This window comes from Comamonas sp. C24C (assembly GCF_053345995.1).
Genome location: NZ_JBKFBC010000020.1, coordinates 13,818 through 35,013 on the forward strand (window position 1 = coordinate 13,818; position 21,196 = coordinate 35,013).

The window sequence follows — 21,196 nt, forward strand, 5'->3', positions numbered from 1 at the left end:
CTTATGCCCTCATTTCGAACAGATGGAATGGCAGCCCAGCAATGCCATAAGGCTCCGCAGGGTGAACCGTAAACCCGAGCCTGCGCAACCAGCGAACACTGCGGACGTTTCTGGCATCCACATAGTTCAACAGGTGCGGGTACTCGGTTTGCATCCGCGAAAGGTAGGTTTTGGCGCCACGGGTAAGGCGACCCGGGAAGAGGTCAAGTGCAGTCGTTCCCAATAGCCATGGCGATCCTTGCCCAGACAGCAGCGAGATGGGGACGACCCCGCCTACCGCCAACAGCTGGCCGTCGGATTCCACCGCGAACGGTTCGCCGGTCCTGGCAATCGATGCTGAGATTGCGGCCAGCACGTCAGGGCCGCTGCATGCTTCAACTTCCGCTCTGTCAGCTTCGCGCATGTCAGATACCAACCGCCCAGCATCGGCGGGGACGGCCATCCGAAACAGCAGGTCATCCACCAACTGAAACCTCCAGTGCCAAGGAGAGCACAGTCAATGGTAGAGGGTCGGATTGCCTCAGGCAGATTTGCGCGCCGTCTTGCCATGCGGGCTGCACCACAATCTCGATTTCCTGAGTCTTTGGGCTGGGCGGTGATCCATATGGCTCAGTGGTGCGTTGCTTGAACTCTGTCAGGGAGTCGAACGATGGTCCGGCAAAAATGCCGCTGGAGGCAAAAACCCGCGGGAACACCTTGTTGATGTTCTTCACCCGGCCCTGCCCGAAGCCCTGGATCTCAATGGCCAGCGGCATCGTCTGTATGTCTGAAGTGATTGGCAATCCTATGTGCACAACACTGGCGGCCTGATCCAAAGTGATCGCGCCAGCAGTAACCGTCTTGCGCGGCCGAACCGAGCCATCACCCAGGATGGAAACAGTCTTACCTTCCAAGTGTCCCAGCCCTGAGATGGTGGTGGCTGGCGCGCCAGTGTAGGTCAGCCCTGAGTCTACGAAGAACGCATCTGCCTGGGTGTCGAAAACCCGGGTTCGCTGGCGCTCCACATACCTGACTTGCTGACCATTGACTGTGCGCCTGATCACCGCATAAAGGACATCCTCAACACCTTCAGCCACCGCGGCCACGGATTCAAAGACTCCATCCGTGTCATGTCGGTGCCAGGCGCCAATCTGCTGCTCTGGCACATAGGTCAGGCCCAGCAGGTTGCCATTGCTACTGACCGCCCAGACGATGGGCTGAGGGGCTTTTGAGTAGGCGACATCAACCACGTCCAGTGTGTCGAACAGATGCGGCGCCCGAAGGCTAAGGTCTCCGGTCACATAGCCGTTTGCATTGAAGCTATAGGCCAATTCGCGCATGTGCCCACCACGGGATGCTGCATAGATCAGGTTGTTGTTGGCGACGATGGGCTGGGCATTGTTCGCGCCGATGTAGCTCTGGGGCTTGACAGAGATCGACGTTGGCGTGACTGCGTCGGTGTTGATCGAGGTGAAGCGCCATTCGGCCGCACTAGTCAGCGCCATGAGGTTTGCGAGGGGAACCAGGTGGCGCACCGTGTTGGCCTCGCGTGCCACGACGCGGAAAGAGATCGAATCCGAATCGATGGTCGGTATCGAGTAGGTAAGGTTCGACTCTGTGCCAGATCGGGTGGCCCAGATGTTCTGAGGCTGGTTTAACGTGCCGGCAAACCAGCGGCGCTGCTCGTAGTAGCTCACGGCGCCCGGGTAGTTCCCAGCTCCAACGAACGGGTTGTTGGCCTCGGGTGGCGTCTTGCTCACGTCCGGGGTGATGTTTTCATCCTTGAACGTCAGGCCGTCCGCCTGACCGATGTAGCCCCATAGACCATTGGACCGCTTGTAGACGTTGTACCGCTTGGCATTGGCCGCGGCCGTCCAGTCGATGGTGTTGTAGGCCCCGGTGGCATTCAGGTTGTTGGAGCAGGTTGCCGAGGCAGAAATCAGGGATTCATCCTGGGCCAACTCGCCGACTGTGGTCACGGCATAGACATGATCGATGTCCGGGCCCACAGGGCTGGTGCCAGGTGTCGCCGTAGCCGTCACGCCCGTTGGAGGCTGCAGGGATGTGGCGAACTGAATTGCCGTAAGGGTCCAGTTGAGCGCGCCGAGCCGACGCAGCTCCATGGGCGCATAGCCTGGGTGCACCAGTGTCAGCACGTCAGCCGACTGAACGTAATGGATGTCGAACAGGTCCGCCTGAAGATATGGGGTTGCGACCTCGTATGCTACCCCTGGGCTGGACTCAAGCGTTGCGCCCTGGGTGTGGAAGCGGATGTAGCCATCGCCGAACTCCAGCACCATGGTCTGGGTCGTGGAATAGGTAAATGGCAGCAGGCGCACGCGCTTGGCTGAGTCCTTCACTGCCCTGACGAATGCAAAGCCTGCGCGGTTCTGCACAGGCCCGTGTGGGAGCACCACGAAGTTGCGGCAAACCGCCAGCCCAGTCTGAAACTTGGCGTCAGCCACCTGACCGAAAAACTGTGGCGTCAACTCGCCTCCGGCGAAAGAACGGGAGAAGCTCCTGATGTTGGCCATCAATACCCCCTACGCCAGTTGCTGTAGTCAGGGTAGTAATCGCGCCCTGCAATCCACTCGGTTTTGCGCTCGTCTCGGCGAGGGTCTCCGCTTTGTTGGTTGGCGTCTGCGACTTTGGCAGCGCCGAACTGCTGCAGGAACGTTGAGTAGCAGGCGCGACCTGCCGTCAAACCGGTTTCACCCTTTATCAGCGGACCAGCCAGATAGCTGGCCAACAGCCACGCCAGTGCATCTGTGAAGAGCGGTGAGAACTTGGTGGAGTCATCGACCTGGGAGATGTAGCGAACAGTTGCGTCTTCCAGGTTTGTAAGGATGATGGGCGCCCCGGTGGAGCTTGCCTCGGTGCGGTAGTCCACACTATCCTCGGTGGAACAGGCATCAGGCCTCAGAACCGAGATGATCTTCACGCAGCTGGAAGGCTTGGCATAGGCAAATCGCCAGTTCCACGATGGAACGCCACTCAGCAACGCCAGGTTGGCGCGACGGGTGGCGAAGCTCCATTCGTGCATCTCGAGCAGCGTGTCGCGCGCGACTGGGTAGAAAACCGCGCAGTGCTCGGCCTGGGCGCTGCCCTCTGGCGGGTCGATGCTGGCCACGGTAGCCGAGTCTCCAAGCCGGGACAGAGCGGTGTTGCAGATGGCGACGATGGATGGCATGGCTCAGCCCGCGGATTGCTCTACTGCAGTCACCGTGAAGGTGCCGGCCGTGGGGCAGATAATGAAACTCGCCCCGGAAGGCAAGAAGATGGGAACGGGGTTCGTGCTGTTCTGGGTGATCAACAGGCCCAGAGCCACGGTCAGCGACTGGGTGTAATAGACGGTGCCGGTGGAGCAGGTCAGCGTTCCCGTGCCCATGCGCACCTGCAGCGTGCACGCGCTGGCGGCCAGGACCGTTGTCGCATTGGTGCAAGCAAAGCTCGGGTAAATGACTGCCGCCTTGGTCGGATCTGCGGCCTGGTAGCTGGTGCTGACGGTGAGGGTTCGCGCGGCCGGCTGGCTGTAGTTGAACGCTGTGTTCATCCCGCCAGTTACGCGGCCCTGGGCGTCGGTAGTCACGCTGTTGTAGGTGCCAGGCGTCCCAACGCTGGGCATGCTGATAGTGCCGGCCGTGGTGATCGTTCCGCCAGACAGACCCGCGCCGGCTGTGATGCTGGTCACCGTACCTGTGCCTGGGGCATAGTTCGGGATGTTCAGCACGCCGGTCGAGGAGTTGTAAGTGGCCGCTCCGCCAGTTCCCGTGGTCGTCAAGCTGATGGCCGAGCGCGCCGCAGCGTTGCTGAACTGGCAACTGGACTGCAGCGTGAGCACGCCGGAGCTGAAAGATAGGCATGTCCCCATGGTGGCCAACTTGGGCCACATGGTTGACGCTTCGTAAAAAAGAACGCCGTCACCACTTGCTGGCTTTACAACCAAGCGGGGGATTGGCTCTGTGCCATCGTCGCTCAGTTGCTGGATGATCAGATCGTTTGGGCCGGCATGCGCAATCGAGAGGACAGCCGCGAATAGGAGTGCGAGTATCTTTTTCATACGTCTGTTGGGTACCATTCAAGGGTGTAGTTCTGGATGGTGGGGGCCTCAGTCGCCGCCCCCATCTGCGCGCTGATGGTCATGTACATGGCATTGGCGCCCATGTTGGCCACAGTGATCGGCGCAGGAAACGCAGCGGAAGACGCCCCCTTGTAGGTTTGGTTGCCCTGCTGCTGGATCGCCGTCGCGCCGGTGCGCTTGTAGTCGAAGATGTCGTTGTAGCTCTGGTTGGAAGCGGACAATGCCGAGATCGTCGTCAGAAGCTGGTCAGCCACCGTACCCGCAGGCCCGAAGCGCACACGGATCGTGCAGTTGGCCGACGCACCGCTCTTGGATGCAGAGATGACGATGCGAATCCGGTCCCCGTCCACGATCAGGCCGGCAGGAATCGCTATATGGCTGGGGTTCAGCTGCTGCTCTGTGGTATCGGCTGCGCCCACATTGGCGGTATCGATAGCATCCAGCGTCACAACACCACTGAGCGGCCGCCAGCGCGTACCGTTCCAGGCCATGGTTGTGCCACCTGAAACGTTACCCGAGCCGCCTCCAACATCGGTGAACCGGACTTGCCGGCCTACCTGAGTCTGCAGCGGGACGCGGTCGGCCCACAACGCGGAAACCGGCGCAACGTCAGTAGCCGTCCCTGGCGCGCCGACCCCGCCATAGAACGAGCTTTGGTAGAAAACGTCGTTCATTTGGCAGTGAAGTATTCGAGCACGCCGTCCACTTGGGCCGCGCCGCTCAGGTTGATGACCAGGGCCTCGTTCGTTGCCGTCGTGTAATACGGCAGCTCGCGCAGGTCCAGAACCACACCGCCGCCCGATCCTGCAAAGTTGAACACCTCGCGGATGATGGAGCCCGTTTTGACCTGAACTACCACAGCACCGGCTACATTCAGGCGCAGGCCATAGACTCTGGTTGCTTGTCCAGCCACGGCCGCCACCAACGTGTTATCGCCAGCCACAGCTGTGTTGATGCGGGTTGCGACAGGGTCAGCAGGGCTTCCCTTGAAGTTCTGCGCGCCCATTTCAGTACATCCCCAGGATGCCGGTGGCCGTGGTGCCCGTTGCCAGCACGCGCGATACGCCGCACAGCACGATCTGGCCAGCAGCCAGACCAGTGAGCGTCGCCGTGCCGCCGCCAGTCAGGTTCACAGCAACGTTGCCGGCGCCAGTGATGAACAGGCGGCGCACGGTGTGGCCCGTCGAGTTGGCGGGAAGATCCACTGAATCGCTCGGTGTGATGGCGAAGCTGTCGTAAGTTCCCTGTGTGGGCGCGTTTTTGCCGACTGTGCGCGGCGCCGTAGTGAACATCGTCATCTCAAACTCCTATGAAAAAAGGGCCGGGCACGCGGCCAGGCCCTTTTGGGTTCCGTCTTGAGCTCGCTTATTCAGCGGCGGGCGCGTCCGATGCTTTCGCCGATTCGCTCATGGTCTTGGCGGGATCGGACTTGGTCTTGGCGCTTTTCGCTTTTTCAGCGGCTGGCGCATCCTTGGCTACAAACCAGTCCTGATCGGTGATTTCGTAACCATCAGCCCACTCGAACTCCTCGCCGACCTCGCGGATGGCTTGGCCGTCGTAGCCGCGTGCGGTTGCAATGACTTGCATCTGTACTCCTTACACGTCCACGGTGAAGCCGGAGGGGTAGCCCACGTTGCGCTGGGCATCCAGGGTGATGAAAGCCATCACGGAGCCAGTGGTGGGGGCGGTGCCGGTGACGGTGTAGCGCAAGCCTACGTAGCGCTTGTAGTCGTCAGAAGGCAGCAACACTCGGACTGCATTAGAGCCAGCGGTCAGCGCGGCCAGGGCGATGGTCTTGCTGAAGTGCACCACCGGTGCAGAGTTCAGCGCAGCCACGCTGTCAGATTCCAGGGTGATGGTCAGGCTAGTCAGGTTGTTGAACGCCTGAATCACCTGAACCACCAGCCATGTTTCGGGGCCGGAGATGCCTTCGTCCTTGATTGCGGGAGTGCCGCCAGGCTGGCGCGCGTCCAACACGTTGGTGGACACGGCCGTGGCAGTCACAGCCTGGGCGGTGCGGGTGCCATCTGCAGCGACCGCGCCGGAGAAGATGGTGTTGAGGTCTTGCATCATGTGCTGTTCTCCTTTAGACCACGCGGGCCTCGGTGGTCAGGATCTGGTCGCAGGTGCGGACGGGGGTGCCGAGGAAGTTCAGTTCCTGCACTTCGATGCCAACGTCACCGAACTGCTTCACCGCTTCCTTGATGTTCAGGGCGTTCTGGCTCTTGTTCAGCGCCTGGATCGCCAGCATTTCCTTCACGGTGCGGTTGGCGTAGAAAACGGCCTTGCCCATGCCGCGATGGGGGATGCGGGCGCCGGCGCGAATCATCAGCTTCACCAAGTCAGCTGCGCCGGTCTCACTCACCAGATTGGCGACGTTGATGTTGGCGATGCGAACCACATAGCGCCAATCTTTGACGTGCAGACCGCACTTCCACTTCCACAGATCCGCATAGGCGCGGAAGCGGCGTTGGTTATCGTCAAAGGCATCGATCACGCCCAAGTCTTCATGGGTCAGACCTGCTTGCATGCCCTTGGGGTAGATGCCGGTAACGGTGTCGCTGCCCCAGACCACCAACCAGATGGAGGTGTTGTTGCTGCCAGTACCGCCTGCGTCGATGACGTTGTTGGCCAACTGGCTGTTGGCGGTGTTGACCGTGTTGTAGCGCGGCGCCAGGCCATTGAAGCGCTCGGGATTCAGCGATGCATTGCCGTAGAACAGCGTGCTTGCCATGGTCTGGTTCATGCCCTCAACGTGGGCACGAGCTTCGCTCAGGCGGAAGGCCGCGCTGTTCCCGTTCAGATTCGCTTCATCGGCGTCCACCTCGGAGCGGTCTTCCAGCATGCCGCAGGCGTCAATGATTTGCGCGCGCTGGCTTTTGGTGGGAGGAACGCCCTGGTAGAAGGAGCGCCAGATAGGAGTGGGCAGTCCAGTACGGATGGCCGCCTTGTGGCCGGTGGGCAGGTTGCCCTCCATCCAAGGCATGTCCAACAGGATTTCGTTGGTCTGCGTCAGCAGCTCAGCCACCGCGGCGATGTTGCCTTTGGGGTCTGTCGCTTGCGCGATGTCCAGCAAGGTCACCTTGCCGTTGAGGCCGAGAGTAGCCATGTTTGCTTTCCTTTATTGAGAAGTGGTGCTGGGGTACAGACGGCTGGCAAGATCGCCCTTGGGCTTCGCGCCACGCGCAGCGGAGACAAAGCTGTCTTCGCTGATGGCCTTCCCCGTCCGGAAGAACATGCGGATGACCTCGGGGTGATTGCCGAGGCCGGATTCAGTCAGGAGTTGCTTCAGCTCAGGCGTGGCGAACGTGTCCATGGCCTTGCGGGCGATTGCCAAGTTCTGGCTCAGGTTCTCGCCGCCGAACTCCTTGTCAGCCTGGGATTGCGCTGTCCACTCGGCATTGGCAGCCTTGAGTATCTCGGCTTGGCGCGCTTGGCCGTCTTGGGCCTGCTTCGCGCCCAGGTCAGCCAGCTTCTGGGCTTGGTCCTGGGTCAGGTTCAGTTCTTTGGCCAAGCCCTTGAATGCGTCGGCCGCCTCGCCTTCCAGCTTGACGCCGTCGGGCAGCGTGAAATCCTTGTATGCCTCGGGCGCGCCTTCTGGTTTGTCGGCCGCCTTTGCGGGCTGCTTCTCGGCAGCTTCGGCATTCGTCGCGCCATCATTGGTCGCGTCCGCTTCGGCAGTCATGAGCGTGGTGGCCGCGGCTGCATCAGCCTGAGCAGACTCACCAGCTGCCGAAGACTCTGAAGCGCCGCCACCACCGTCGGCACCTTCAGTTGCCGGAGCCATCAAGCGGTGCAAGCGCATCAGACGTTGGATCTTGCTCATTCCTCTTTGCCTTCCTTGAGCATCTGCTCGTAGTTCGCCATTCCGGCCGCCTGGATCTGAGCCAGCAGGTACAAGCCCTCGTTGCGGCGGCCTTCGTTGAAGGACATGACCGCCAGTGACTCGCTGAAAGAAGACCGCCAGACGCCAGCTCTATCCAGCATCCCGTGCACGATCCTTCGTCCCTGCTTGCTCTTCATCAGCCAAATGAAGTCGTCTCGCTCAGTGAGCGCATCCCGTTTCTTCTTCTCCTGAGTACGCGCTTCGTCGTCCTCGTGGCCTTGAAAGTCATGCGGGTCGTGCTCACTCATGGAGGTGGACTTTCCCGGGGCGCGGCTTGCGTATGGCGACCCTTACAAGCCCTGTGCCGTTGCCACGGCGGACGCGATATCGGTCAGCGCGTTGCTGCCGGCGGTGGGCGTCGCGCCAAGCTTGTTGGCTGTGTCGGCAGCTGAATTCATCATTGCGGCCTGCTGAGCAGCCTGCTGTTGCTGGGCGCGCTGCTTGCGGATGAGTGCAACTTGGTCGTCCGGGACGATCAGCGTCGGCTCCACGCCCAGCATGTCGCTGTACACATCAGCCCATTCATCGGCGTCGAACTTGTCAAGCACTTCTGGCTTGATGGCGGCAATCGCGCCGAGATTGCCCACAAAACGGTCAACCGAGTTCGTGCCCACGGCGCGCTGGGCCTGGGCCAGGACAGAGATGAACTCGACTTGCAGATCAACTCCCTGTAGTTCTTCAGGTGGGGGCGGCAGGATGCCGGCGCGCACCATGTACTCAAAGGTCATCTCAATGAGCGGGTTCAGCTCTTCGTTGTGCAGGCGCTCCACCGTTGGGCCAAGCATCAACAGCTTCTCTTCGTGCCGCTCCGCAATCTCCGTGGCCGTCATGCCCGTGTGGTCGATGTTGGACAGCATCAGGAACAGGTCGGCAAAGAACCCGCCTCGAATGCGGCCGCGCACCTCTTCCATATCTTCGGCCAAATGCTGCAGGTTCAGGTTCACCTCAAAGGCGCTGCGCACGCCAGCCTGCGCTGACTGGGCGTCGTAGTAGGAAATGCCGCCAGGCATGAAGTCCTGCTCGCGGTTCTTCATGGAGGTTGGCACCTGCAGTGGCGGCTTGGTCTGGTAGTCGATACCCTGGCCTTTGCGTAGTTGCTGGTGCTGCAGCTGCTTCACATCGCCCAATACCTCCATGCCCGGGCTATTGCCGTATATGTCGCCGCCAGAAGTGGCCCAGCGCGACACCAAGGCAGGGAACTGCTTGAAGCCAGATTCGCGTAGCACCTGCTTATCGGACTGCCCCACCTCGTAATAGACCGACTTCCAGGCCATATTGCGGGCGTCGCGCTTGCTGGGGTCACGGTCGCTGCGCGGCTCGATGGCGTGGGCCACCTGGATCCACGTCCCAAGGCTGTTCTGGTGATACAGGCTTTGCACCTGCTGGCTGCAGCGATCAATGCCAAACTCGGCCACCAGCTCGGCAACGGTCTTTTCAAACCGTCGGTACAACGTGTTGACGTTGCCCTTGTAGTCCGTGGCTATGCAGTACTCGCCAGCGGTCAAAGGGTAGTGGTGAATGATGCTGTCGTAGTCGGACAGCACGATCTTGGCCGCTGTCCCGAAAGTCCCCAGCTCTTCATAAGTGGTGTGCAGCGCGCGGTAGGTGTTGGACTTGGCGAACACCATGGCCATCAGGCGCGTGACGTCAGCCAGCCATACCTTGACGGGCGCGCTTTGGTTCAACTCCGGATCAGGTGTGGCAAGACGGAACCATGGCCTGGCCGGGCTCGTCATGCCAGACATCATCCCTGCAGCCAGGGTGCGCAGAGCGCGTGTCCCGGTGGAGTCGATGATGTTGTTGTGGCGCGGCTCGCCTCTGTTGCGGTCGGTGATGAAGAACCGACCAGAGCGCGGCAGCAGAAACTTGCTCAACTGCTCCCAGTGAGGAACCCAACTGGCGCGCTCGGTCTCCATCTCGGTCCAGCGCTGATCGTAGGTCCGGATCTTCTCCATCACTGGCCCAGCAGAGTGTTGCGACCCAGGGTCAGGCTGTTCGGATCAATGCCCGCCGGTCCGGTGAGCATGGTGCTGCCCTGGCCACTGGCGGCTGCTTCACGATTGGATGCACCGAGCGCGGCAGTGTCTGGAGTCTTGGCGTTCGCGGCGTTGGTTGCCTCTTCTGCCTGCAGAGCTGTCTTCTGTGCGGCCTGCTTGGCCTGGTCAGCTGCTTGATTCTGGCTCTTACGGCTCTGCTCACCCTGATAGATGGATGTGGCCGCGCCGGCCAAAGCACCAGCAGCGAGAAGAGTGGTTGGTTCGCACATGAGCATGCCCCTGAAATGAGGGGATGCTCATTGCCTGTGCGATGCCTATGGCGACCCAATCAGGCGTAGGGGTCGTACTCTCTGCGCGTTTCTCTTCCCCCTCCATCCTCGCGGCGCAGCTTCTTGGACACTGGAAACGCGAATGACAGCACCAGAGCGTCGGCTCGGTTTGGTGATGGCAAGCCGCGCTTCTTCATGTCCTGCTTGCTCTCGATCTGGATCTTCCCATCCAGGCGTGCAACCGTCTCTGGCCCGATCAGGTCTTGATAGAGCACATCGTCCTTGGGGATCGCCCCACCAGACTTCAGCCAGTCGCGCGCCAGCTTCCACATCTCGGCGCGCTTGTTCAGGCAGCCGGGGTCTGAGGACGCGCCAGCGAACCAAACCAGATGCCAGTCGCGGCCCAGCACCTGCCCGGCGCTCACAATACCCGTGCCATAACCAGCATCTATGAATACGGCGTCTGCTCCATGCTCATCCTCCAAGTTGGCGATGATGTTGGCCACGGCCACATCGTTGTCGTTCTTCGGGATGGTGCGCAGGATCTTGAAGGCCAGGCCCTGACGCATGCCAATCACCAACTCATCGTCGCCCTCCCAAGCTGGATCGACCGTCAGGATCTTCGGCGCGAAGCTGTATTGCTCCTCACGCAGAACGCGGCCATGGGCTGCATCCACGTCCTCAGTGCTGATGAATTGTTTCATCGAGGCGGACGGGAACATTCCGCGCACACGCACCTTCACGATATCCGAGTCTTCGCCGTAGGTGTCAACCAACTCCTGTAGGTAGGCCTTGTTCGTCCCTTCCACTGTGCGGCTGTCGATCTGGTGCGTCTTCCACAGGTGCCTGTACTTTCGGAAGCACTCGCGGAACCGGCCCGTATTACGAGTGGGGTTCCCAAAGGCGAGCCAGATGATTTCAGTTCTCTCGTCGGTCAGCGCGCCCTCTGCCACTTCCCAGACCTTATCCGCGATGTTGGATGCCTCGTCAAATATCAGGACGATGCGCTTCCCCTGGTTGTGCAGGCCCGCGAACGCCTCGGTGTTGTTCTCGCTCCAGGGCGTGGCATCGGCGCGCCAGCTCTTGTCGTGCCCCTCATCAGTGGAGTACATGGACATGGCCGGCACAGACCACCATTCCGCATTGAACGCCATGCGCGCCCACTTCCCCACCTCGGGCCAAGTCTTGGTACGCAGCTGGGTCTCGGTATTGGCCGTGACGACGGCGCGGCAGTCATCACAGGTGGACATGGCCCAGTTCAGGAGCATGCTGATCTCTGCTGACTTGCCGATACCGTGACCGGACGCGACAGCAATCCGCAGAGGGGTGAAGCGCGTCTCCGGGTTCTCCAGGTGCTCCTTGATCTGCGTCATCACTTTGACTTGCCAGCCGCGCGGCCCGTCAGCGTCCATCAGCTCTCCCTCACCCCAGGGGAACATGTCGCGCGCGAATCCTTCTGGGTCGTGGGCGTAGGCAGCTACAGCGTCGATGTCTTCAGGCGTCACGCGTCACCCTCTTCTCCCGGTTCATCCGCACGCGCTCAGCAATACCTATTGAGCCACTGTGCTCGATCTGCTGCTTGTCGCCCCAGCGCTTGGGGTTGAACTTTGCCAGAAGCTGCAGGCGCGTGTAGATCTGCAGCTTGCGGTGCTCGATCATGTCGCCCTCGGTGATCTCCAAGCCTGTCGCCTTGCTCACGCTCTTCGTGCCGATCTGCGGCGTGTCGGCGATCTGTTTGCACTCCCAGGCCAAGAAGTCCTCCCCTTGTTCACGCGCGCGCGCGATTGCGGCTGCAAACTCTTTATCCTCCTTCTCCCACGTCCTGACAGTGCGGGGCTCGGGAAAACCCTCCTCTCTGCAGATGACCGTCATAGGCGTGCCTGCCATCAGCCCATCGAGGATCTTCTCCGCAATTTCAGGCGTGCGGATTGTCTGCCTGCCGGGCGGCCGCTTTTCCTTCACCAGCTTCGGCGCTGCCTTCTTCTTCGCTGCTGTCACTTCGCACCCCCGATCTTCCTATAACCCACTGGTCGTTGACTCCTTCGCTCGCCCCGGAATATCCGGGCTGCGTACTGGTGGCTGATTTCGAACTTCTCGGCCAGTCGCTTGCACCCCCAACCGTCCACATCCCGCAACTGCCAGAACAGTTCCAAGTCGCGGTCTGTGAGTTTGGCCCGGTGGTGGCTCTCCCCCACACGGGCGCCGCGCTCATTCACTCCGATCATTCTGTCCATCGAAGGCCTCCTCTCTGAAGTATTCGGGGTAACGAAGGCGCGCCCGTCGGTTCACTTCCTCGATGGCGCGTTGCCTTGCCAGCGGGTCTACATCAGATACCGGGGTTTGCGCCGCACGCATCAGGGCCGCGGACACCCCCGGAGGAAGGAGTGACGTTGATGTGACGTTCATGCGCGATCCTTCTTCAGCTGCCTTGTCTTGGCCCGGTAGGTGTTTCGGATCTCGAGCAATTCATCGATCGAGAACTTGCGCGGCTCGTTGTCGCACTCCAGGGCCTGGACCCTGGCCAGACCGATGCGTGCAATTAGGCCAATGCGGTAGTCAACAGCATTGCCGGCGAGGTACTGGTTGTCGTGCTTGCTCTGGGCGTGGCAGTTGTCCTCGTTGAACCTGAGGTGCGACGCGGCGCCCGTGCTGCGGTAGTGGCCGGCGTCTACCTGGTTGCCAGACCAGTCCAGCGCGCGGCCGGAGCTAATGCATGGATGGCCGGCCTGGCGGTCACGCTCCCGGATGAATTCGTTGAAGGCTTGTTGGGCCTCCTTCATCCAGTCGCTTCGGGTCTTGAGCGCTTCCTTCCGCTTGGCGTCCTCCTGGCGGATGATCCGGGCGGCAGACTGAGCAAGCTTCTTTGCCTTCCTGCGTGCCTTCTCGGCCCGGGAGTCGGCGTAAGGGGTGATGCATTCCTTGTGGATGCGGTCGCCTTCTGTCAGCTTGCGCTTGCATTGAGGGCAGTTTTTGCGCATCAGCATGAGACCATTCCTCCCGAGACATAGATCTGGGCCACATGCCGCGTAATACTCCAAAAAGAATATGCAGATTCAGGACTGGATGCCTTCGCTTGCGTACCGCAGCCCTCGCATACCCACAGGCCATCAACAAATTTGAGGCGCGGCTTCAGCCATGCGCGCTTCATAGCTTCATGCCTAACTCTCTCTTCATCGGAGAGCCACTGGAAATTCGCTGATTTCATTGATCGCCCTCCCATGCTTTGAACTGCACGCCATGCTCCGCGCCGAAGGCTTCCATCAGCGTCTGCAGCTCAGACATTTCGGCCTTCGTCATCTTGGAAGTGCGCTGGCCGCAGACCACGAACCCGCCATCCAGGCCAGGCACAGCCTTCTGCTTCTTGAGCGTGGCGCTGAAAACGTCCTTCCACTCTTCGGTGGTGAGCTTCTGGCCGTACCAGTCGACCTGCTGGCTGACATCGGTCAGGAGTGACCACAGTCGGCGGTTCTGGGCATCGCTACGCTTCTCAGGCCGGATCTCCAGCGTGAGGCGGTGGCCGGCCATGAGCATGGCCTTGGCATTGGTCCATGCATGCATCAGGGCGCGGTGGGCTTGGACAGGCTCCCATAGGCTCAACGAGAGTCGGTCCATCACCCCACCCTCCCCTGCACAGCAGCCTGCACCTTCCCTGCTGCAATGGCTGCGTCCTCGTCTGAGTGGTCGCGCTCGTTGTCGGGGTCAAGTGAGGCGTAGAAGGCGGCGTCAAGCTTTTGCACAACTTTGCCAGGCCCATCGGCGGCTGTGATTCGAGCCCTGTTCACGTACGCGCTTGGGACATACGTTTCGATCATCCTCTGCTTCTCAGCCTCAAGTTCTTCAATGACCTCAGCCCGAAATCTGGCCTTGGATTCCATGTGCTCAAAATTTATTTGAGATTGCAATAGAGCCATTTCCAGCTCCTGCACGCGGGCATGCAAGCGGCGCAGTTCGGCGGCTGCCTTCTCGTGCACTGGCACTCCGTCATGCCAGCGATGGCTGGATTTCTTCATGCTCTCGAAGAACTCCGCCAGCCTCAGCGCCTCTGGTTGTTGTGCCTGGTTCATGCCGCCTCCGCTATCAAAATTGCACCGATAAGCAGCCAAACAGCAATTGCGAGCAGCCACCAGTTGCGAGCCATGCGGGAGTCGCGCTGCTCGGGTGTCATCTGGCACCAGTCGCAAACTTCCTCTCCATCGCGATCAACTGGATCCCAGCATTCTTTGCAAGGGTTTTTCATGCTGCCTCCTTCGATTTGATGAAGCTCACCCTCTTCTGGGCGGTTGCTTCGTCTACTGGCTTGTGACGGTCGCAAGCTGGGGCGTTTGCGCTCAGCGTGTGACCCTTGGTTTTCTTCTCGCACTGGGCAAAGCCCATCCGGACCATGGCTGGTGATGTGTCTTTGGGATGCCAGTGCTGGCAGGTGATGCAGGTGGTCATCAGTACGCCTCCGGAGGGCTGTACAGCACCAGGGGCTCATCGCCGAGCGCGGCGACAAACTGCTGGCTGTCCTTGTCGAACCACAGGCCAATGGAACCCTCCCATTCGCCGTTGCGCTGCTTGTCGCAGATCAGCAGGCAGTCAGGCTCCTTGAAGTTCTCCTCGTCCGTCAGCAGGCCATCGTCGCGTTTACGCTCCTTGGGTTTGTTGCGCCAGACAGCCACCACGTTGTCCACCTGGTCGGACACGGCGCCGGAGCCCTTCATGTCGTACTTGGTGGGCTTGTGATCCTCGGAAGAAGGCTTTTTGATGTGGTGCACCAGATGGATGTGGATCTGGTGATCGCGGGCAATGGCTGTGAGCTCGTCCACAAACAGCTTCTGGCCGTTGTAGTCATCCTCGCCAGCCACGCACTTCATCAGGCTGTCCACCACGAAGTGAGTCACCTTCAGCTCTTTGGCCGCGAAGCGGATGACCGCGCAGACCTGTTTAGCCGTCACGGTGCCCTGCTGGTCATACAGCCAGAGCTTGTCGTTCGTCCATTCCTTGAACTGCTCGTAGGTGTCAACCAGGATCTTCAAGCCTTCTTCGCTGCCTGCATAAGCTGGGTGAGCTGGGTTGGTGCCAGACCATTGGCGGCCCATGCGCTCGAGCGTCTTGATGGGCTTCATTTCGAACGAAGCGATTGCCACGCGCTCGCCTTGGCCGCACAGCGACAAGGCCACTTGCCCAGTCACCAAAGACTTCCCGTTGCCATTGGCACCACCCCACAGAGTCACTTCGCCAGGACGGAACTGCAGCAGGCCCATGGTCTTGCGCCAGGGCATGAATGCCTGGGGTGTGCGTACCGGGTTCTTGATGCGATCGATCAACTCCTGAACCCAGACCGCAGCCTCACGCACCTTCTGCTGGGCGTCGGTCTCCTGCTCGTACAGAGCAAAATCGATGTCATCAGGCACGAATACGTTTGCCATTGCCGCCCTCTTCTTTCTTGAAAACCCAGACTTCATTACCCATGGAACAGGCCAGCACACTCGGGCCAGCCCTGCGGATAGCGGCAAACAAGCGCTTTGCGCGCTCTTCGCCTCGAAGGCACATCAGGCTCACGGGCAAGCCCACAGCAAAGCGGAAGTCCAGCTGCTCCAGCGCGTCAGCGGCTTCGATCAGAACCGTGGGCAGGGGGTCGTTGGCCAGCCCATGCCAGTTGCGTGCGTTCCACGCCTCCATGGGACATTCGGTGTCGGACACGAAGACAGCAGAGCTGGGGGCATAGCCACAGCGGCGCATGTCGAGGATTGGTTGGTGGCCGCGCATCAGACGAACCTCCCGATGGTTGACTGCCCTGCAGATGGCGGCTGGAATCGCGGCGCATCGCGACGCTGGTTTCGCACCCAGTTGCGCCATGTCGCCTTCCAGTCGGCCTTGCGCCCATCCTTCCCCGGCTTGGCAATCCAGTAATCGCGGAACGAATCCGCAACCGAGATCACATCCAGGTCTGGCCTTTCGCTTTGAGCCCAGGTTTTCCAGTCATCAGGCAAAGCCCATTCGGCGCTCAGCGACGTGCCGCGTGGCGACTTCGCAGAAGGAGCATCAATATCCTGTTCCTGTTCCTGTTCCTGTTCCTGGCTTGCATGGGGCTTCGAAGGGGCTTCGAAGGGGCTTGCGTTTTCACTCAGTTTCGGCAGGTGAAACGCTACTGAATACATAGCAAAGAATGCTTGCTTCAATTGCTCGCAGCTGATGTTTTGCCACTCGCGCTCAACGCCCTTGCAGCGCTTGTCGGCCGCCGCCAGAGACTCACCGATCTGGAATGCAGCCATGCGGTGCACAAAAACGGTCTCGGAAGCCTCGTCATAGGTGCAATATTTGGCTTCGATGAGGCTTGCAAGGGCCTTCGAAGCCCCTTCCATGCCCAATCCGGTTTCATGCGCCATGTACAGAACTGGGCAATGAAAAACGCCGATCATGTTGGCGTGAGGGCAGGTCATCAGATACAGCGCCAAGACCTGCGCAGCAGCATTCCCGCGCAGAGACTTCCCTGTTTCACCGATCCAGAATTTTGGAGACACAACACCGTAGTCACGCATGTTCTGACTCCTGTTCGCGCAGAGCTGCTACCAAATCCAGCAGCCGATACATGCGCCGCATGAAGTGATAGGCCCGGTCGCGCTGCCCAGCTTGCATTGCCTTGATTTCGAGATCACCGGCACGCCGCGCCAACGAGAGCAAACGCCCTTCTTTGTCGCTGTGCGCTTTTCCGTTACGCAAAAGTTCATAGAAGGCCATCAGCGCCTCCGAAATGGCAAAACCCGGCCCTGCTGCTGCTTGATGCGGTAGCGCTCTTCCAGGAGTTGTTGGGCCAGCTGTGTCGCGGCCTGATCTGGGGTCAGCCCATGCGCGCTGGCATAGGCCTCGAGTGCAGCGGCTTCCGGACCAGAGAGGTCCAGGGGCTGCCCTGTGTTGGGTGGAGCTGGCACTGTGTTTCATTCCGCGTTACGCAACCGTTGCTGAAATGACGCGCCTGCGTCACGAGTTTGTCGCTCGCATTTCTGTAGCACCAGCCGCAGAATTGGAGCCATGAAAACGCGCCAAACCCTCCATCACCAGATGACGCAGGAACACAGATTTCTGCATGCCGTTGAACTCGGCCATGGCCTCGGCCAACCTGTCCTCTGCATCGTTCAGGGACAAGTTCACACGGTTCTTGCGAATGTGGGCGGGGTCGGCGTACATGGCTCAGGCCTCTTGGGTAGTTGTTGTTGGGGAAACGGGGGTGGGATGCTGCATGCGCCAAAGGGCCGCCTGAACGCGATCGACGATGCGGGCTGGCAGAACTTCAGGCCACTGGTTGACAGCCTGGTAGCTCACGCCAATTGCTTTGGCAGCAGCCGGGATGGAGCCGCCCAGTTGTTGAATTGCTTCAGCTTTGTTCATATGCGGATTGAATCATGATTCATGTCGGAATGCAATCACTATTCATCCATGTTCAAGCATATTTCAAGCATGATTGAATACAGCGAGCGCCTGAAAGCGGCAATGGATGCTCGGTCCACTTCCGTATCCCAATTGGCCAATGGCATGGGAGTCAGTTACCAAGCCGTCAAGCGCGTGCTAGACGGCCTATCGAAGGCTTTCTCCGCGGCCAACAACGCCAGGGCCGCCGCCTATCTTCTCGTCAGCCCAGATTGGCTTGCCACCGGTGAAGGTGACATGCAAGTCGACAACATGAAGAAACCCATCGAGTTGGAGAACAATCCAGACTTCCCAGCAGTCCGTAGAGTGAAATTCAAGTTGTCTGCGGGCGCGACAGGCTTCGGCGTGGACTACTCCGACAGCCTTGGGCCTCCCATCAACTTTCCCCGGCAGTGGTATGAGCAGCGTGGTTTCAAGCCCGAAAAGCTATTTGCCACCTCTGTCAGCAATGGAAGTATGGAGCCCGGCCTCTATGACGGAGACACCGTGATAGTCAACACTGCACAGTCAGACCCAAAGGATGGCTACGTGTTCGCCGTGAACTACGAGGGTGAGCTTGTGGTGAAGCGCCTGGTGCGCGATGATGGGCAATGGTGGCTTTCTTCGGACAACCCTGATCAAAGGCGCTATCCACGAAAGGTATGTCACGAGGGGGTCGTTCTCATCGGCGAGGTCGTTCACAAGCAGAGCGAGAGAATATGAGCAGCACCACCAATGATGACATTCATGCACAGGCTTTGAAAGACCTCGAGGCGATGGGTATTGAGGCCGACAATGCAGAGACCAGAAAGAATATCGCGGCCATTCGCCAGGTCGCTGAGCGCTTCCAGGTTCGTCTAGACAGTGATGGGGCCGATCAAGCGAAGCGTGCAGCAGACATTTGCGCAGGGATCCTCGAGCAACAGAAAATTTTGGTCGAAGCTCAGCGGATCGGGAATCAGCACCTTTCCAGCATCAAGATGCATTGCATGGTGCTAGTTCTGCTACTCATCGCGGCCTTGATCCGGTTCTGGTAACTCCGCCCTGCCTATGGAAAACCCGCTACGGCGGGTTTTTTTGCGCCTGTTCTCAGAGGCGGGAATGAATAAAAATTCACTTTTGCTTGAATCATGATTGACACGTTGAAGTGAATCATGATTCAATACACCCATCGCAGCACAAAGCAGTAACGCAAAAGTGCAGCGATCTGGGGAACGGTGATCGGACCAGCCCCGCCGCGGGTAGGCGCGGATTCAAAACCTGCCGGTGCGAAGGCTAGTAGCGCTCTGCCCCTGGATGGGATCAGGCATCGCGAACGAGATAAGGCGCCGCATGTATGCCGGACTGGAGCCGGCAGCAGGCGAGCTACCAAGGCACCGCGAACCAGACCCTGGGTCAAAAGTACGGGGTTGAGGCGAAGGCGCGCCAAGAAAAGCAACGAGCCACGCCGGTTGGAATGCCGGCAAAAACCAGAGCCTTGCGCGCAGGGCTGCGGTTTTTCTAAGGAGTAGCAATGCTAGATCACGGAGTACTGAATGTTCCGCTGTCCAAGCGCGGGAATATTGACAACCAGATTGACCGCTACAAGCGTGAGAAGGCGTCCGCGAAGCGCAATGAACTCGAAGCGCGGAAGGCCGAATTCGACGCCAATAAGACCAAGGCTTTGGCCCTGATTGCCCAGCTATCTGACGAGCGCGCTAAGGAGCTAATGACGAAGCACAAGTTGACCCGCAAGCAACTTGATGCGGAACTCAAGTTCATCGCCAGAACGAACCCAGCCGCATTACTGAGGCGGGGCATCTAAGCCCCAAATGCTCTACGTCAGAGAGAGCACCATTCGCCCGCCTGAGCGGTCAATCAGGACGCTGGAACCGGTCTCTCCGGACTACGCCAGCCGCCGCGCACGCCTGCAGGAAGCAGGTATCGATAGCCAAGGACGCGCGGCAATCAAACCAGAGCGCCTTGAACCAGGGCGCTGCGGTTTGAACAACAGGAGAACAGCATGTCTGCGAGAACCATCCAGAACTTTTCGAAGGTAGAGATCAAGGCCTCCAGGAAATGGAAAGACCCTGAAACAGGACGTCTCAGGCAGCAGTCAAAGACCTTCATGCAGACCATCAACCCATTCAACAAAAACTCCAAGGGATTGGTAAAAAGCCGTGAAGAAATCCTTGTTGAATTGCATCGCGAACGTGATGAGTGGCTGAATTCATAAGGAGATTTCGAAATGTGAGCTATCGCCAGCATGCGGCCTGCATGTGCCTTCCCCCGCAGGGCTAAGCGGGGCCAAAACAAAAGCGTCTTCACCAGAGGGCGCTTTTCTTTTTTCACAAGGAGCAAACCAATGTTGAACATCAATGAAGAAGATCTGAAAGCGGCCATCGTTGAAAAAGCGGCAGATGACCTGATCAACGACGAACACCTGACAAGTCTGGTCGCAAAAGAAGTCAAGGCTCGCGTTGACAAGATCTTCGTTGATCGCGCTGAGGCGCAGATCTCCCTGGCAATCGATGACGCAATCAAGACGGGCTTTGAACGCGAGTTTCAGCGGACCAGCAGCTGGGGTGAACCCACTGGGCCAAAGACAAGCATCCGCGCCGAACTGGAAAAGATGGTGGGCGGTTACTGGAACACAAAGGTGGACAAGTACGGAAAGCCCATTGACGGTTACGGCGAAAAGATGACGCGCGCCGAATACCTGATGACCCAAATTTGCGCAGGGGACTTCAGCGAAGCCATGAAGCAGAGCGCTCTCAATGTGACAGGCGCGCTCAAGGATGGCCTGCGCAATCAGCTTGCAGCTCATATGGACGAGATGCTGAACAGCCTTTTCCATGTCAAGAGCCTTCAAGACCAAGGCAAGGTCAATAAGCCCTACTGACATTCGCCACCCCTGGCCGCCGCGCCAGTGCCATCCGGCGTGACCACTCAAGCAGGTACGGCAGCACAGGAATTCGCCTGAGCTGCCGGCAATTGAGAACTCGGCGCATCCGCGTCGTGGCGACAGTGGTCACACCAGATGGCGCGGCAATTTCTTTAACCCTTGCGCATATGTAGAGCTGGACCCTCATCCGGCGAACCGCTGCGCCATCCCCTACTCCCCCTCACGCCGCCGTGAGCTTGCCACCTTCGGGTGGCTTTTTTATTCCCCTGGCTCGCTCACGCGGGCCTTTCTTGTTTCTGAAACCAGGAGACTCCATGTCCAACACCATCACTCTGATCACCAAGCAGCGCGTCAAAGACTGGCAAGCATGCGAGTCCGGCTATCGCTGGTTCCTGGAGAACTACAAGCCCGAGCCAAGTGCTGAGTTTGTCCCTCTCTACCAGCACTTGGTGAGCGACAAGCGCGGTGATGATGCCGACTGGCTGATGGGAAAACTGTTTGACGAAATCGAGGACGCGGCTTTGCGGGTCAAGCTGGTGACGCAGATTGCTGGTGCCGACGCGAAACTCATTGCGGAACAGCATGCAGCCGGCGCGCTCGGTGTGACGACTGAGGATGAGGCCAACGCAGCGACCACCGGCGAAGGGGCCAACGCAGCGACCACCGGCGAAGGGGCCAACGCAGCGACCACCGGCTACAGGGCCAACGCAG

General features: G+C 59.6%; 32 protein-coding genes and 1 pseudogene. 6 read left to right on the top strand and 27 right to left on the bottom strand.

Going from position 1 to position 21,196, the window contains the following annotated elements; translation table 11 throughout:
- Nucleotide 1: 1 nt before the first annotated feature.
- The 27 genes from ACLBXN_RS24100 to ACLBXN_RS24230 all read right to left on the bottom strand — a co-directional run bounded on the left by ACLBXN_RS24100 (nt 2) and on the right by ACLBXN_RS24230 (nt 17,583).
- Entirely contained in the window at nt 2-463 is a 462-nt protein-coding gene (locus ACLBXN_RS24100) for a hypothetical protein (RefSeq protein WP_447613812.1), read from the bottom strand.
- Nucleotides 456-2,513: a hypothetical protein gene (locus ACLBXN_RS24105; protein WP_447613813.1), complete on the bottom strand. Its 2,058-nt coding sequence runs from the start codon at nt 2,511-2,513 to the stop codon at nt 456-458. The genes ACLBXN_RS24100 and ACLBXN_RS24105 overlap by 8 nt, the downstream gene beginning before the upstream one ends.
- Complete coding sequence (locus ACLBXN_RS24110) at nt 2,513-3,169, bottom strand: hypothetical protein (RefSeq protein ID WP_447613814.1); 657 nt, start codon at nt 3,167-3,169, stop codon at nt 2,513-2,515. The genes ACLBXN_RS24105 and ACLBXN_RS24110 overlap by 1 nt, the downstream gene beginning before the upstream one ends.
- A gap of 3 nt (nt 3,170-3,172) precedes the next feature.
- A complete protein-coding gene (locus ACLBXN_RS24115; protein WP_447613815.1) occupies nt 3,173-3,871 on the bottom strand; it encodes a hypothetical protein in 699 nt (232 codons plus the stop codon).
- A 164-nt stretch (nt 3,872-4,035) separates the two neighbouring features.
- A complete protein-coding gene (locus tag ACLBXN_RS24120; protein WP_447613816.1) occupies nt 4,036-4,734 on the bottom strand; it encodes a hypothetical protein in 699 nt (232 codons plus the stop codon).
- Nucleotides 4,731-5,066: a hypothetical protein gene (locus tag ACLBXN_RS24125; RefSeq protein ID WP_447613817.1), complete on the bottom strand. Its 336-nt coding sequence runs from the start codon at nt 5,064-5,066 to the stop codon at nt 4,731-4,733. The genes ACLBXN_RS24120 and ACLBXN_RS24125 overlap by 4 nt, the downstream gene beginning before the upstream one ends.
- A gap of 1 nt (nt 5,067) precedes the next feature.
- Nucleotides 5,068-5,358, bottom strand: coding sequence for a spike base protein, RCAP_Rcc01079 family (locus ACLBXN_RS24130; RefSeq protein WP_447613818.1), 291 nt, complete (start codon nt 5,356-5,358; stop codon nt 5,068-5,070).
- 67 nt (nt 5,359-5,425) lie between these two features.
- The gene (locus tag ACLBXN_RS24135) at nt 5,426-5,647 is read right to left on the bottom strand and encodes a hypothetical protein (RefSeq protein WP_447613819.1); all 222 of its coding nucleotides are present in this window, start codon (nt 5,645-5,647) and stop codon (nt 5,426-5,428) included.
- 9 nt (nt 5,648-5,656) lie between these two features.
- Complete coding sequence (locus ACLBXN_RS24140; protein WP_447613820.1) at nt 5,657-6,133, bottom strand: Bbp16 family capsid cement protein; 477 nt, start codon at nt 6,131-6,133, stop codon at nt 5,657-5,659.
- Between the two features lie 13 nt (nt 6,134-6,146).
- A complete protein-coding gene (locus tag ACLBXN_RS24145) occupies nt 6,147-7,169 on the bottom strand; it encodes a major capsid protein (RefSeq protein WP_447613821.1) in 1,023 nt (340 codons plus the stop codon).
- 12 nt (nt 7,170-7,181) lie between these two features.
- The gene (locus ACLBXN_RS24150; protein WP_447613822.1) at nt 7,182-7,886 is read right to left on the bottom strand and encodes a protease; all 705 of its coding nucleotides are present in this window, start codon (nt 7,884-7,886) and stop codon (nt 7,182-7,184) included.
- Nucleotides 7,883-8,194, bottom strand: coding sequence for a Bbp19 family protein (locus ACLBXN_RS24155; RefSeq protein ID WP_447613823.1), 312 nt, complete (start codon nt 8,192-8,194; stop codon nt 7,883-7,885). The genes ACLBXN_RS24150 and ACLBXN_RS24155 overlap by 4 nt, the downstream gene beginning before the upstream one ends.
- 42 nt (nt 8,195-8,236) lie before the next feature.
- Nucleotides 8,237-9,901, bottom strand: coding sequence for a portal protein (locus tag ACLBXN_RS24160; RefSeq protein WP_447613824.1), 1,665 nt, complete (start codon nt 9,899-9,901; stop codon nt 8,237-8,239).
- Nucleotides 9,901-10,212 carry a hypothetical protein gene (locus ACLBXN_RS24165; protein WP_447613825.1) on the bottom strand — a complete coding sequence of 104 codons (312 nt, stop codon included), beginning with the start codon at nt 10,210-10,212 and terminating at the stop codon, nt 9,901-9,903. The genes ACLBXN_RS24160 and ACLBXN_RS24165 overlap by 1 nt, the downstream gene beginning before the upstream one ends.
- 59 nt (nt 10,213-10,271) lie before the next feature.
- Nucleotides 10,272-11,717, bottom strand: a complete 1,446-nt coding sequence (locus tag ACLBXN_RS24170; protein ID WP_447613826.1) for a terminase — start codon at nt 11,715-11,717, stop codon at nt 10,272-10,274.
- Nucleotides 11,707-12,210, bottom strand: a complete 504-nt coding sequence (locus tag ACLBXN_RS24175; protein ID WP_447613827.1) for a terminase small subunit-like protein — start codon at nt 12,208-12,210, stop codon at nt 11,707-11,709. The genes ACLBXN_RS24170 and ACLBXN_RS24175 overlap by 11 nt, the downstream gene beginning before the upstream one ends.
- Before the next feature lie 404 nt (nt 12,211-12,614).
- Nucleotides 12,615-13,196 carry a recombination protein NinG gene (locus ACLBXN_RS24180; RefSeq protein WP_447613828.1) on the bottom strand — a complete coding sequence of 194 codons (582 nt, stop codon included), beginning with the start codon at nt 13,194-13,196 and terminating at the stop codon, nt 12,615-12,617.
- Between the two features lie 217 nt (nt 13,197-13,413).
- Nucleotides 13,414-13,824, bottom strand: a complete 411-nt coding sequence (locus tag ACLBXN_RS24185) for a recombination protein NinB (RefSeq protein WP_447613829.1) — start codon at nt 13,822-13,824, stop codon at nt 13,414-13,416.
- Nucleotides 13,824-14,276 (bottom strand): hypothetical protein, encoded by a 453-nt coding sequence (locus tag ACLBXN_RS24190; RefSeq protein ID WP_447613830.1) that lies wholly within the window; start codon nt 14,274-14,276, stop codon nt 13,824-13,826. The genes ACLBXN_RS24185 and ACLBXN_RS24190 overlap by 1 nt, the downstream gene beginning before the upstream one ends.
- Nucleotides 14,273-14,449: a hypothetical protein gene (locus ACLBXN_RS24195; RefSeq protein ID WP_447613831.1), complete on the bottom strand. Its 177-nt coding sequence runs from the start codon at nt 14,447-14,449 to the stop codon at nt 14,273-14,275. Before ACLBXN_RS24195 ends, ACLBXN_RS24190 begins: the two co-directional genes overlap by 4 nt.
- Entirely contained in the window at nt 14,446-14,649 is a 204-nt protein-coding gene (locus ACLBXN_RS24200) for a hypothetical protein (protein WP_447613832.1), read from the bottom strand. Before ACLBXN_RS24200 ends, ACLBXN_RS24195 begins: the two co-directional genes overlap by 4 nt.
- Nucleotides 14,649-15,623, bottom strand: coding sequence for a DnaB-like helicase C-terminal domain-containing protein (locus ACLBXN_RS24205; RefSeq protein WP_447613833.1), 975 nt, complete (start codon nt 15,621-15,623; stop codon nt 14,649-14,651). Before ACLBXN_RS24205 ends, ACLBXN_RS24200 begins: the two co-directional genes overlap by 1 nt.
- Nucleotides 15,601-15,963 carry a hypothetical protein gene (locus tag ACLBXN_RS24210; RefSeq protein WP_447613834.1) on the bottom strand — a complete coding sequence of 121 codons (363 nt, stop codon included), beginning with the start codon at nt 15,961-15,963 and terminating at the stop codon, nt 15,601-15,603. The genes ACLBXN_RS24205 and ACLBXN_RS24210 overlap by 23 nt, the downstream gene beginning before the upstream one ends.
- Complete coding sequence (locus ACLBXN_RS24215) at nt 15,963-16,736, bottom strand: hypothetical protein (protein ID WP_447613835.1); 774 nt, start codon at nt 16,734-16,736, stop codon at nt 15,963-15,965. Before ACLBXN_RS24215 ends, ACLBXN_RS24210 begins: the two co-directional genes overlap by 1 nt.
- The gene (locus ACLBXN_RS24220; protein WP_447613836.1) at nt 16,729-16,935 is read right to left on the bottom strand and encodes a hypothetical protein; all 207 of its coding nucleotides are present in this window, start codon (nt 16,933-16,935) and stop codon (nt 16,729-16,731) included. The genes ACLBXN_RS24215 and ACLBXN_RS24220 overlap by 8 nt, the downstream gene beginning before the upstream one ends.
- A gap of 240 nt (nt 16,936-17,175) precedes the next feature.
- Nucleotides 17,176-17,382, bottom strand: coding sequence for a hypothetical protein (locus ACLBXN_RS24225; protein WP_447613837.1), 207 nt, complete (start codon nt 17,380-17,382; stop codon nt 17,176-17,178).
- Between the two features lie 3 nt (nt 17,383-17,385).
- Nucleotides 17,386-17,583: a Cro/CI family transcriptional regulator gene (locus ACLBXN_RS24230; protein ID WP_447613838.1), complete on the bottom strand. Its 198-nt coding sequence runs from the start codon at nt 17,581-17,583 to the stop codon at nt 17,386-17,388.
- A 48-nt stretch (nt 17,584-17,631) separates the two neighbouring features.
- On the opposite strand from ACLBXN_RS24230, the gene ACLBXN_RS24235 reads away from it, so the two are divergent.
- From ACLBXN_RS24235 to ACLBXN_RS24260, 6 genes and pseudogenes are all read left to right on the top strand, one after another.
- A complete protein-coding gene (locus ACLBXN_RS24235; protein WP_447613839.1) occupies nt 17,632-18,324 on the top strand; it encodes a S24 family peptidase in 693 nt (230 codons plus the stop codon).
- A complete protein-coding gene (locus tag ACLBXN_RS24240) occupies nt 18,321-18,638 on the top strand; it encodes a hypothetical protein (protein ID WP_447613840.1) in 318 nt (105 codons plus the stop codon). Before ACLBXN_RS24235 ends, ACLBXN_RS24240 begins: the two co-directional genes overlap by 4 nt.
- A gap of 476 nt (nt 18,639-19,114) precedes the next feature.
- Nucleotides 19,115-19,405, top strand: coding sequence for a hypothetical protein (locus tag ACLBXN_RS24245; RefSeq protein ID WP_447613841.1), 291 nt, complete (start codon nt 19,115-19,117; stop codon nt 19,403-19,405).
- A gap of 198 nt (nt 19,406-19,603) precedes the next feature.
- The gene (locus ACLBXN_RS24250) at nt 19,604-19,816 is read left to right on the top strand and encodes a hypothetical protein (RefSeq protein ID WP_447613842.1); all 213 of its coding nucleotides are present in this window, start codon (nt 19,604-19,606) and stop codon (nt 19,814-19,816) included.
- 129 nt (nt 19,817-19,945) lie between these two features.
- A complete protein-coding gene (locus ACLBXN_RS24255; protein ID WP_447613843.1) occupies nt 19,946-20,482 on the top strand; it encodes a hypothetical protein in 537 nt (178 codons plus the stop codon).
- Nucleotides 20,483-20,799: 317 nt separating this feature from the next.
- A pseudogene (locus tag ACLBXN_RS24260) lies at nt 20,800-21,196 on the top strand (hypothetical protein); the annotation flags it as partial.

What these genes read in the sequence shown, in the direction of transcription:
- ACLBXN_RS24105 (WP_447613813.1), bottom strand. Translation starts at nt 2,513, where the DNA reads ATGGCCAACATCAGGAGCTTCTCCCGTTCTTTCGCCGGAGGCGAGTTG.
- ACLBXN_RS24110 (WP_447613814.1), bottom strand. Translation starts at nt 3,169, where the DNA reads ATGCCATCCATCGTCGCCATCTGCAACACCGCTCTGTCCCGGCTTGGA.
- ACLBXN_RS24115 (WP_447613815.1), bottom strand. Translation starts at nt 3,871, where the DNA reads ATGTGGCCCAAGTTGGCCACCATGGGGACATGCCTATCTTTCAGCTCC.
- ACLBXN_RS24120 (WP_447613816.1), bottom strand. Translation starts at nt 4,734, where the DNA reads ATGAACGACGTTTTCTACCAAAGCTCGTTCTATGGCGGGGTCGGCGCG.
- ACLBXN_RS24125 (WP_447613817.1), bottom strand. Translation starts at nt 5,066, where the DNA reads ATGGGCGCGCAGAACTTCAAGGGAAGCCCTGCTGACCCTGTCGCAACC.
- ACLBXN_RS24130 (WP_447613818.1), bottom strand. Translation starts at nt 5,358, where the DNA reads ATGACGATGTTCACTACGGCGCCGCGCACAGTCGGCAAAAACGCGCCC.
- ACLBXN_RS24135 (WP_447613819.1), bottom strand. Translation starts at nt 5,647, where the DNA reads ATGCAAGTCATTGCAACCGCACGCGGCTACGACGGCCAAGCCATCCGC.
- ACLBXN_RS24140 (WP_447613820.1), bottom strand. Translation starts at nt 6,133, where the DNA reads ATGATGCAAGACCTCAACACCATCTTCTCCGGCGCGGTCGCTGCAGAT.
- ACLBXN_RS24145 (WP_447613821.1), bottom strand. Translation starts at nt 7,169, where the DNA reads ATGGCTACTCTCGGCCTCAACGGCAAGGTGACCTTGCTGGACATCGCG.
- ACLBXN_RS24150 (WP_447613822.1), bottom strand. Translation starts at nt 7,886, where the DNA reads ATGAGCAAGATCCAACGTCTGATGCGCTTGCACCGCTTGATGGCTCCG.
- ACLBXN_RS24155 (WP_447613823.1), bottom strand. Translation starts at nt 8,194, where the DNA reads ATGAGTGAGCACGACCCGCATGACTTTCAAGGCCACGAGGACGACGAA.
- ACLBXN_RS24160 (WP_447613824.1), bottom strand. Translation starts at nt 9,901, where the DNA reads ATGGAGAAGATCCGGACCTACGATCAGCGCTGGACCGAGATGGAGACC.
- ACLBXN_RS24165 (WP_447613825.1), bottom strand. Translation starts at nt 10,212, where the DNA reads ATGTGCGAACCAACCACTCTTCTCGCTGCTGGTGCTTTGGCCGGCGCG.
- ACLBXN_RS24180 (WP_447613828.1), bottom strand. Translation starts at nt 13,196, where the DNA reads ATGCTGATGCGCAAAAACTGCCCTCAATGCAAGCGCAAGCTGACAGAA.
- ACLBXN_RS24185 (WP_447613829.1), bottom strand. Translation starts at nt 13,824, where the DNA reads ATGGACCGACTCTCGTTGAGCCTATGGGAGCCTGTCCAAGCCCACCGC.
- ACLBXN_RS24190 (WP_447613830.1), bottom strand. Translation starts at nt 14,276, where the DNA reads ATGAACCAGGCACAACAACCAGAGGCGCTGAGGCTGGCGGAGTTCTTC.
- ACLBXN_RS24195 (WP_447613831.1), bottom strand. Translation starts at nt 14,449, where the DNA reads ATGAAAAACCCTTGCAAAGAATGCTGGGATCCAGTTGATCGCGATGGA.
- ACLBXN_RS24200 (WP_447613832.1), bottom strand. Translation starts at nt 14,649, where the DNA reads ATGACCACCTGCATCACCTGCCAGCACTGGCATCCCAAAGACACATCA.
- ACLBXN_RS24205 (WP_447613833.1), bottom strand. Translation starts at nt 15,623, where the DNA reads ATGGCAAACGTATTCGTGCCTGATGACATCGATTTTGCTCTGTACGAG.
- ACLBXN_RS24210 (WP_447613834.1), bottom strand. Translation starts at nt 15,963, where the DNA reads ATGCGCGGCCACCAACCAATCCTCGACATGCGCCGCTGTGGCTATGCC.
- ACLBXN_RS24215 (WP_447613835.1), bottom strand. Translation starts at nt 16,736, where the DNA reads ATGCGTGACTACGGTGTTGTGTCTCCAAAATTCTGGATCGGTGAAACA.
- ACLBXN_RS24220 (WP_447613836.1), bottom strand. Translation starts at nt 16,935, where the DNA reads ATGGCCTTCTATGAACTTTTGCGTAACGGAAAAGCGCACAGCGACAAA.
- ACLBXN_RS24225 (WP_447613837.1), bottom strand. Translation starts at nt 17,382, where the DNA reads ATGTACGCCGACCCCGCCCACATTCGCAAGAACCGTGTGAACTTGTCC.
- ACLBXN_RS24230 (WP_447613838.1), bottom strand. Translation starts at nt 17,583, where the DNA reads ATGAACAAAGCTGAAGCAATTCAACAACTGGGCGGCTCCATCCCGGCT.
- ACLBXN_RS24235 (WP_447613839.1), top strand. Translation starts at nt 17,632, where the DNA reads ATGTTCAAGCATATTTCAAGCATGATTGAATACAGCGAGCGCCTGAAA.
- ACLBXN_RS24240 (WP_447613840.1), top strand. Translation starts at nt 18,321, where the DNA reads ATGAGCAGCACCACCAATGATGACATTCATGCACAGGCTTTGAAAGAC.
- ACLBXN_RS24245 (WP_447613841.1), top strand. Translation starts at nt 19,115, where the DNA reads ATGCTAGATCACGGAGTACTGAATGTTCCGCTGTCCAAGCGCGGGAAT.
- ACLBXN_RS24250 (WP_447613842.1), top strand. Translation starts at nt 19,604, where the DNA reads ATGTCTGCGAGAACCATCCAGAACTTTTCGAAGGTAGAGATCAAGGCC.
- ACLBXN_RS24255 (WP_447613843.1), top strand. Translation starts at nt 19,946, where the DNA reads ATGTTGAACATCAATGAAGAAGATCTGAAAGCGGCCATCGTTGAAAAA.